The 362-nt window shown below is 58.0% G+C and carries 1 pseudogene; it reads right to left on the bottom strand.

Annotated elements, in window-relative coordinates:
• A pseudogene (locus tag ACLEJU_RS28755) lies at positions 1-362 on the bottom strand (hypothetical protein); the annotation flags it as partial.

The following is a 362-nucleotide window of genomic DNA, read 5'->3' as shown; positions in this document are numbered from 1 at the left end:
GCTACGACGCCGGCGCCGACGGTACGACCGCCTTCACGGATAGCGAAGCGCAGACCGTCTTCCATTGCGATGGTCTTGATCAGGGTAACAGTCATCTGAATGTTGTCACCTGGCATTACCATTTCAACGCCTTCCGGCAGTTCGCAGTTACCGGTCACGTCAGTGGTACGGAAGTAGAACTGAGGACGGTAGCCTTTGAAGAACGGAGTGTGACGGCCGCCTTCTTCCTTCGACAGGACGTAGACTTCTGCGGTGAACTTGGTGTGCGGCTTGACCGAACCTGGCTTGACCAGAACCTGGCCACGCTCAACGTCGTCACGCTTGGTACCACGCAGCAGAACGCCGCAGTTCTCGCCAGCACG

This window comes from Pseudomonas sp. SMN11 (assembly GCF_052041945.1).
Classification (GTDB): Bacteria; Pseudomonadota; Gammaproteobacteria; order Pseudomonadales; family Pseudomonadaceae; genus Aquipseudomonas.
The sequence above is the reverse complement of the archived record's forward strand: the minus strand, read 5'-3'. Positions and strand labels throughout refer to the sequence as shown.